The 7,646-nt window shown below is 59.5% G+C and carries 7 protein-coding genes; 1 reads left to right on the forward strand and 6 read right to left on the reverse strand.

Annotated features, from left to right (window positions below; all coding sequences use genetic code 11):
• Positions 1-112: 112 nt before the first annotated feature.
• Positions 113-427 (forward strand): hypothetical protein, encoded by a 315-nt coding sequence (locus ABWP22_RS09665; protein WP_353199763.1) that lies wholly within the window; start codon positions 113-115, stop codon positions 425-427.
• 273 nt (positions 428-700) lie between these two features.
• Here the strand turns inward: ABWP22_RS09665 and ABWP22_RS09670 are convergent, their stop codons facing one another.
• The 6 genes from ABWP22_RS09670 to ABWP22_RS09695 form a co-directional block, all read right to left on the reverse strand.
• Positions 701-1,855 (reverse strand): mechanosensitive ion channel family protein, encoded by a 1,155-nt coding sequence (locus ABWP22_RS09670; RefSeq protein WP_353199764.1) that lies wholly within the window; start codon positions 1,853-1,855, stop codon positions 701-703.
• Between the two features lie 517 nt (positions 1,856-2,372).
• Positions 2,373-4,448 carry a secretin GspD/PilQ domain-containing protein gene (locus ABWP22_RS09675; protein ID WP_353199765.1) on the reverse strand — a complete coding sequence of 692 codons (2,076 nt, stop codon included), beginning with the start codon at positions 4,446-4,448 and terminating at the stop codon, positions 2,373-2,375.
• Between the two features lie 223 nt (positions 4,449-4,671).
• A complete protein-coding gene (locus ABWP22_RS09680) occupies positions 4,672-4,944 on the reverse strand; it encodes a hypothetical protein (RefSeq protein ID WP_353199766.1) in 273 nt (90 codons plus the stop codon).
• A gap of 24 nt (positions 4,945-4,968) precedes the next feature.
• The gene (locus ABWP22_RS09685) at positions 4,969-5,802 is read right to left on the reverse strand and encodes a response regulator transcription factor (protein WP_353199767.1); all 834 of its coding nucleotides are present in this window, start codon (positions 5,800-5,802) and stop codon (positions 4,969-4,971) included.
• Positions 5,803-6,132: 330 nt separating this feature from the next.
• Positions 6,133-6,600, reverse strand: a complete 468-nt coding sequence (locus ABWP22_RS09690) for a hypothetical protein (protein ID WP_353199768.1) — start codon at positions 6,598-6,600, stop codon at positions 6,133-6,135.
• A 142-nt stretch (positions 6,601-6,742) separates the two neighbouring features.
• On the reverse strand, positions 6,743-7,646 hold a 904-nt coding region (locus ABWP22_RS09695), incomplete at its 5' end, for a hypothetical protein (RefSeq protein WP_353199769.1).

Genomic DNA, 7,646 nt, shown 5'->3' on the forward strand with positions numbered 1-7,646 from the left:
CTACTACAGACACAGAATTCGGCATGTATTAAAGAAGAATCGTGGACTTTTTAGGTAGTTACTTCCGTAAGAAGTTCACATCAACTCTGTCCCTATAGTGAGTTTAGATTCCATGAAGAACTTTTTTTACTTTGCTGCAGTCTCCGTTGCTGTTATCGCTCAGGCTGCGTCCGCGCAGACCACCCAGATCGCCAATCAGACCGTAACCCTCAAGGCCGTCACGCCGCGCACGCCGACGAAAGCGGCCACAGTGACGGTTGCAAACGGCACGGTATGGTCATTTGGTGGTAACGGCGATATCGCTGCTGCTGGTGCCACGAAGGCCGGCGCTCCGGTTGCCCCAGGCACCCTGACCGCGGGTATGACCTGCGTTCTGACCGGCACCCGTTCGGCTTCGGGCAATACGATCATCAAACTGGCTTGCTAATCACTCAGCTTGAGTGTTGCTACCGGTGCACGGCGGGGCCATAAGCCCCGCCGTGTTTCTTGTTGTTTTGCGGTCTGTTGTGCTTTGTGCCTGCGCACACGCATTGCATCATTCTACGGAAAATCGTGGCGTTTTCCGTGCGCGGCGGTGCACAACCAGGCCACTCGCCGCGCGGCGGGGATATCGGCTGGCAGGGGGTGGATCGGCCGGCAAGGCGGGAACCCACAGGTGGCCAGCACGGCAATGCCACCGCCAGCATGTTGCTGATTCACCTCAGGGGCGTGCCAGCCGCTGCGCCTCGTCGTTGCGGCCGAAGAAGCGCAACATGCTGTTGAGGATCTTGCCCGCCAGCGAGGCCCGCTCGGCAGCAACGACTTCAGGCTTTCGGGAGCCCTGCGCGCTTGCGAGCCGCCGGTCTGCGACCGCGTTGGCAAGCAGCGCCGCCGCTTCGGGATTGGCATCGAGCAGCGGGATCAGATCGTCCTTGTAGATTTCGAACGCCACGGTCTCGCTGAGCGCCATGATCGTCGCGCTGCGCGGATCCCCGGTGAGGAGCGACATCTCGCCGAAGAAGTCGCCGGGGCGAAGGGTCGCGACATCGACTTCGCCAGCTTCGCCCTTGACCAGCACCGAGGTCAGCCCCTCACTGAGCAGGAACATCGACTGGCCGGGGTCGCCGGCGGTGATGATCTGGGCGCCCGGCGCGAACTGCCGCAGCGTCATGCGCTCGGCGAGCCCGGCCAGCTCGCCCGCGGCGAACGACTTGAACAACTGGATATTCTTGAGCAGCCAGATGCGATTCTTGATGTCGCCGAGATTGTGGTTCAGATCTTGTGTCTCGCGGCTCCAATTGTCGATCTTGGTGTGGGCGAGCGTCAGGCCGGTCAGCTTCATCTGGCGCTCAATGTGGCCAAGGATGATATGCTTCGCCTGTGCCGGGGCCAGCTTGAATGGGTCGAGCATATACATCATCTTGTAGGTGATGCCGGTCGCGTTCAGTTCGCTGATCCGCGCCTTGCAGTCCCAGATTTCCTTGTGCGCACGCGCGGCGGCCAGGCCCGCGGCGTTGAGGACACGAACCGCCCGATCGCCCGGCACGTCGAAATCGAGTGTCACGGCAAGCTCGAACTCGGTGGCAGGCTCGGGCTTGGAGAAGTTCATCACGACCGATTCGCTGACGACGGAGTTGGGGATGATCAGCATCGAATTCTCGGGATTCTTCAGATAGGTGCTGCGCCAGTTGATCTGGGTGACGCGGCCCGAAATGGTGGTGGTGCCCGGCTTGCCGACCAGCATGATGAAATCGCCGATCGCGAAGCCCTGATCGAGATTGAGGGCGATGCCGGAAAAGGTGTCGGAGATCAGGCTTTTGAGCGCGAAGCCGGCAACGAGGCCGATGACGCTGGAGGTGGCGATCGCGCCGGTCATCGGGATATCGAACAGTGTTCCCGCCATGCCGGCCGCGGCAGAGACATAGATCAGCAAATTGGTGATCTGGACCAGCAGGGCTGGGGCATGCTTGCCGGTCTTGCGCCCGACCTGGTTCCAGCCCAACAACTGGACAAGCCGCGCCGCGAGCACCGCTCCAGCCGCCCAGGCCAGGATGTTGAGCGCGAGCCAGGCATGATGCGGGTTCATACCCGTTGCGCTGGCAATCTGGGTTTGGAAACCGAGCTGAACCGCCAGCAACGGGATAATTAGAGCCGTCGCCAGAATGGCGATCGTGCCATTCGATACGCGATTCATTCAGATAACTCCTTCCGGGCGTATGCGCTGCAAGGCGCCTCCGCTGTGTGGAGCGCGTGACCGATCGGCTTCGTCGCCAGCATCAACCCACGCGACGTCTCGGAATGGGATCGCAATGGCGGAAGGGATTGTGCATGCCCACCAACAATACCGCGGCTGACCGGGGCACGAATTGATCTGACAGAAATCCATACTCGCATCAGTGAATGATGAAGTCTTTGAAATCTCTCACCAGGATCTTTATCCGGCTCTGAGCTGCCCAATCCGTATCGTTCAGATCGCGACTTTTAAAGGTTTGGTAGAGCTTATTGTTGAAAAGAGCGTCAACTGCCGCGTCCATATTCGGCGCCGAGCGCGATAGAACATTGGCATACTCGTCAACGCGCCAGTAAAATCCATATTTCTTGATTTGCGGGACGCCGGTGGTTTTCCGGGCAAGCTGCTCGGCCTCGACGCCGGCGACGTCTTCAGCGGACACCACGGGCTTGCGCATGGTCAGCATCACCATGACCGTGCGGAAATAATCCTCTTTCCGATCATTGGTGAAAAGCAGCTGTATGCCGGGTATGTCGCGCAATACCGGGACGCCCGACGTACCACGCACCCGCTCACGCTCCGCCAGTCCGCTCAAGATCACGGTCTGGCCGGGGCTGACCAGAAGATTTGCTGATGTCGTCAGACGGGATTGCGACAGCGCGACGCCGGCTGTGCCAACGGCCGGCGCCGTCACGAACGAGCGCGCAGCCCTGACCGTCAACAGCACATGATCATCGTCAATGAACGTTGGCGTGACGGAGAAGCTTACGCCGACCTGTTTATCGACCAGGGACGCCACCGACCCGGGCGATCCGCCGACCAGAATCGAGATGTTTGCACCGGAGAAAAACGTCGAAGGCAGTCGGTCGATGGCGAGCAGGGTTGGCCGGGCAAGCACCTCGTTGCGGTTCTGCGTCGCGTTGGCGATGTTGAGCGAATAGGCGAGCGCCGTCCCTGCCCCCAATGACCCGCCAAGCGACAGGTTTGTGCTTGTAGGGCCAGAACCAACGAAGCTTGTTTGAGATGATGTCGACCCGCTCAGGGTTGCCGACATGCCGAAATAGCCCGTCAGATTCTGCAGCAAGTTCGATCCGAACGACCGCGAAACCGTATCTTCGGTTCGCAACATCACGACATCGATGATCGCCATCTTGGGTGTTCCGCTCGTGGGGCAAGGCGCGGGGATGGCGGGCAATTGCACCGTTTCATCGCCGCTGCCGGAAGCCGCTGCGGCCTGCATCATGGCTTGCACGTCGCCTTGCTTGCCGTCTGGACAAACCCACCATGGCTCAACCGGCAGACGCGTCAGTGCTGCACCGGGCGCCGCGGCGGCTGGTGTGACACCCGGGTCATTTGCAACCGAACCTGGCCGCATTGGGGCTGCGGAACTGGTTTCGCCGGCAGATGGCTGGCTCGGACCCGCGGCGGGATTTTTCAGCCAGTCCTCCTTGTCAACCAGACCCTTGATCTCCGACAGGCGCGCGTCGAATGATCCGATATCAGACTGGCCAACGGTTGAGGTGGCATAGGCGGCACGATATTGCGCGGCTTTGTCGTTTTCCCCGATTGCTGTGTAAAACACGGTCCGCATCCGCGCGATCGCTGCTGGATCATAGTTCTGCAATTCCAGTTCGCGCACCGCCCAAAGCGCAACTTTGATGTCACCCAGCAGATAGCTGGCCGTCGCCATGCCATGGAGCGCGTCGCTGTTCGCGGGATTGGCGTCAAGCATGGTGGCAAAGGCATCGCGCGCATCCCGGTAACGCTTTGAATCGAGATAAAGCCGCCCGATCTGGACAGCCGCGCGGGCATCGCCAGGATTGAACTTTGCGGCGAGTTTATACCCGATCTCGGCGTTGTCGCGCATTTCCGGCGTGGACGTTTTGCGATATTCCAGATGGTATGCGATCCCCGCGAGCAAATGATATGTACCATTTTCGCCATCAAACTTGATGGCCGCATTGAACAGACGCAACGCTTTTTCTGTATCGCCGTCGCGAAGATACTTGATTCCTTCTTCAGCAACACGCTTGGAATCAACAGCGCGCGCCGGGTTGACCAAATTCGGTTCGCTGCCGGAAACGCCCGCGGCGCGATCGGCAGCCTTGTCAACCTGACCCACCGTAACGGGCGCTTGCGAAGCGACGCAGCCTGCCAAGGCGGCGGCCAACGCCAGCCCTGAAACCGCACGCAGACGGCCAAGATCGCCCTTGTTCTGAAGATATGCGCCGCTACCCATTTTCCATCTCACATTTGTCATCGCAGAATTACTTCAGCCACACCCATTTGGATCGAATGCGTCCCGGCGCTCATCTCCACCGGGTGAAGTCAGGGTGTCAGGATATGGTCCACAGACTGCCAAGCTTAAGCCTTTGATTGATTGCAAATTTCCGGATCAGTGTCTGTAGTCCTTTTGGCTACATCCACGGGCGGGCCCCTGCTTCACCGGCACTGCAGCCGGGTCACTTGCTGCCCGTCTTCTGGACCGTCTTGCGCCGGAAAATTCCCGTTCGGGATTGGTGCGCCCGTGAACGGATGAAGCGATGAAAACGTGAACGTTCAGCGATACGCCAATCACGTACGGGCGCGAGGCGGTTGAGGACGGCACGATCATCGGCGAGCTGCGTCGGAAGACCGGGATGCGTCGGCCATGCTGCCACGTCATGCGCATCTTCAACTGGTTGCAAATTCGCGGAAATAAGCTTTTGGATAAATATTTTACGTAACGCCACCATATATAATCGGATTGTCAATATTACTCAGAGGGATTTATTACAATGATTGAAAATATTTGATATGCTTGCTGCGGAGTTTACCTTCAATTTCGTGAATACGCGACTTCGGTGAATCTTTATGGTATTTTCGCTGCGACCCAAATCTGATGCAATATTCTTTGTTGAATAGCCATGCGAAATCAGTTCCGCCACCTGTCGCTCGGTCGGTGTGAGGGTTTCGAGCAGTGAATTGACCAGGTTGCGACTTTCATTGAGGCAGTTGCGCTTTCGCGAAAGGCCAATTGCGGTATTCACCGCCCTTTGGAACAATATCTTGCTGAAGGGCTTCTGAAGAAAGTCGATGGCGCCTTCCTTCATGCACCGCACCACTGTCGACGTATCCTGGATTTCTGAAACGAAGATGACAGGCAGCGTCACGCCGGTGATGTTCATCCATTCGAGGACGGCAAGGCCATCGATCCCCGGCAGGAACGGATCGATCAAGACGCAGCCGGACTTGCACAATTGCACCTTCGCCTGGAATTCCGCGGCGTTTGCGCAGCCGGTGACCGGATAGCCAAAAGATTCCACCAGATCGATGGCAGCGTTTCGGGACTGATGGTCACCATCGACAACGAAGACCATCTCGCCGGCCGCTTCGCACACCGAAGACATCGGAAAGACAGCATCCGACATCGATCCGCAACCCTGAAACAAGCAAGGGCGAAGATAGGCCTGCACGCCGCAGCGCATGATGCCTTCATAGGACCAGCGCGTGCTTTTCAGAAGCGAAGATTCGTTTTCGGGTTCCGCATCGCCGTTGGCGATGCGATTGTTTGTTTGAACGCCAAAGATGTTTTGCTTTTGATGTACGTTCACTTGATTGATCCACTGGAAATATCAACTCACGTGAGCTTGAGAATTTTCACGCAGATCGTGGGGCGTTTCAGGACCCGAGGTGCACGAAGTGTCGGCACATGACATGCGGTATCTGGGCTTTGCCCCACAACGTCAGATATGTTCACAAGTGAATGCGAATGCGCCCGTGCACGGCCCTATCGTTCGCAAGGCCAGAGGATGGAATTTGGAAGCAGCTTTGGGTGACGGCCGACGATCATGTGCGCGCCAACCGCGCGATACGTGCGCGTAACCCCGGTTCATCACCCGAAGTGAGCCGCGCGATCGCCGCTCACCACCAAGGGCAGGCGGCTATTGCGGGCCCAGCCCGAATTCCTGGCGCGATCGGTTGATATAATCCCGGCAGATCGACGTGATGCGGAGCACATAGACCGCTGAAGGCGGCAGGAGCTGGCTCTGTTCGGCCTGATAGGCGGCATTGATGAGATCAACCAACCTGGACGCCGTCAGGTTTCGGTCGATCAGGCACTGCGTGCGCCCGCGTTTGGCGAGCGCATTGATCAGCGTATCATCAACGAACGAATAGTTCAGGCTGTCGTTCAGCGCCTGGACATAGCCGATGCGCGCTTCGGCCGTCAGATTGTCCCATTGGGTGCGGTTGTTGACGAAACCGACGGCGCCGGCGCCACTGGCGCCCAGCGCCAATCCGGTGGCCAGGCAGCAGGACATGATCCGGACCGCCCTGCGGCTTGCAAACATCCTCGGCACGATCTGGTCCCCGTCGTTGTTCTGGAAAGCATCTTTCAGGTCGTCAGTCATTTCAAGCTGCCAATTTGCAAATAAAATTTACATAACATTGCACTCTAACGGACTGGATCACCGCCATAAACAACGGGGGAGAAGCGTTTCCGCTTCCCCCCCGCCATCTGTCCGTTCAGGACGACGTCTCGGTTTGACCCGATCAGAAGCCGAAGACGACCCCGACGCGGCCGCCGAGGCTGCCGTACTTGTTGAGGCCACCACCGACGGAGCCGGTGATGTAGGTCTTCGGAGCCACACGGCCGGCCGCGTTCAGCGCGATGGCCTGTGCACCCTGATAGAAGCCAACGTTGCCGGAAACGGTGAAGTTGGCATCCGGCAGGATGGCAGCACCGCCCATGGCGATTGCCGTCGCGGTCGAGCTGGCAATCCGATCGCGGAGCTGGAGATCGCCCGCGATGCGTGCGTTGGTCTCGTCGGTGATGCGGGCACCCAGGGCCGCATCGGCCGCCTGACGGGCAGTCTGCTCAGCGAACATCTGCGCACCGTTCATCACCTCGTTGGAGGTCGCGGTCACAGCGCCAGCGGTCACACCAGCGATCTTGCCGCTGTTGCCACCGTTGATCGTCACCGCGCCGGCCGTCACCTGGCCAGCAGCAGTACCGATGTTGCCGGTCACCGTGGCATTGCCACCAACGGTCAGGTTGGTGCCGACGCTGGCGGTGGTGGCAACGGCGAAGGTGCCGCCGATGGTGGCATTGCCCGAGGTTGCGATCGTGGTGGTCGTCACGCCGCCGTTCGCCGTCACGGCACCGGTCACGGTCAGCGCACCGCCAACCGAAGCCGCGCCGCCGATCGAGGCTGCACCGGAAGTGTTCAGCGTGCCGGTCGCAATGTTGCCGGTATTGCTGATGCCGTTGGTGGTGGTCGCACCGGCCACGGCCAGCGCGCCGCCAACCGAGGCTGCACCGGTGGTGCCCAGCGTACCGGTGGCAATGTTGCCGGTGTTGGTGACGCCGTTGGTGGTGGTCGCACCGGCCACGTTCAGCGTGCCGCCAACCGAGGCTGCACCGGTGGTGCCCAGCGTACCGGTGGCAATGTTGCCG

The sequence above is a fragment of the Sandarakinorhabdus sp. genome (assembly GCF_040398665.1).
GTDB lineage: Bacteria > Pseudomonadota > Alphaproteobacteria > Sphingomonadales > Sphingomonadaceae > Sandarakinorhabdus.

Coding starts and splice junctions, on each gene's coding strand:
- ABWP22_RS09665 (WP_353199763.1), top strand. CDS start 113: ATGAAGAACTTTTTTTACTTTGCTGCAGTCTCCGTTGCTGTTATCGCT.
- ABWP22_RS09670 (WP_353199764.1), bottom strand. CDS start 1,855: ATGACCGGCGCGATCGCCACCTCCAGCGTCATCGGCCTCGTTGCCGGC.
- ABWP22_RS09675 (WP_353199765.1), bottom strand. CDS start 4,448: ATGGGTAGCGGCGCATATCTTCAGAACAAGGGCGATCTTGGCCGTCTG.
- ABWP22_RS09680 (WP_353199766.1), bottom strand. CDS start 4,944: ATGGTGGCGTTACGTAAAATATTTATCCAAAAGCTTATTTCCGCGAAT.
- ABWP22_RS09690 (WP_353199768.1), bottom strand. CDS start 6,600: ATGACTGACGACCTGAAAGATGCTTTCCAGAACAACGACGGGGACCAG.